This window comes from Psychrobacter proteolyticus (assembly GCF_038155145.1).
Lineage (GTDB): Bacteria > Pseudomonadota > Gammaproteobacteria > Pseudomonadales > Moraxellaceae > Psychrobacter > Psychrobacter proteolyticus_B.
Window position 1 is genome coordinate 1 of sequence record NZ_JBAKAY010000134.1, and the last position, 220, is coordinate 220.

The following is a 220-nucleotide window of genomic DNA, read 5'->3' on the forward strand; positions in this document are numbered from 1 at the left end:
CAATGATTTGTCACGAACGCATGAAGTACAGTCAACGAGCAAAAATACAGCACCAGTCACTAGTAAGAATGGGGTGTTGGTAGATGATACCAACCATATGACGTTATATACGTTTGATAAAGATTCTATGAACGAGTCAGATTGCGGTGCAGCTTGCCAAGTTGTGTGGCGAATTTTCAAAGCGCCTAGTGATGCTAAAGCCTCAGGTCAGTTCGCTGCC

General features: G+C 44.1%; 1 pseudogene. It reads left to right on the forward strand.

Annotation, left to right across the window (positions count from 1 at the left end):
* Nucleotides 1-220 (forward strand): annotated as a pseudogene (locus V6252_RS13260) (hypothetical protein); the annotation flags it as partial.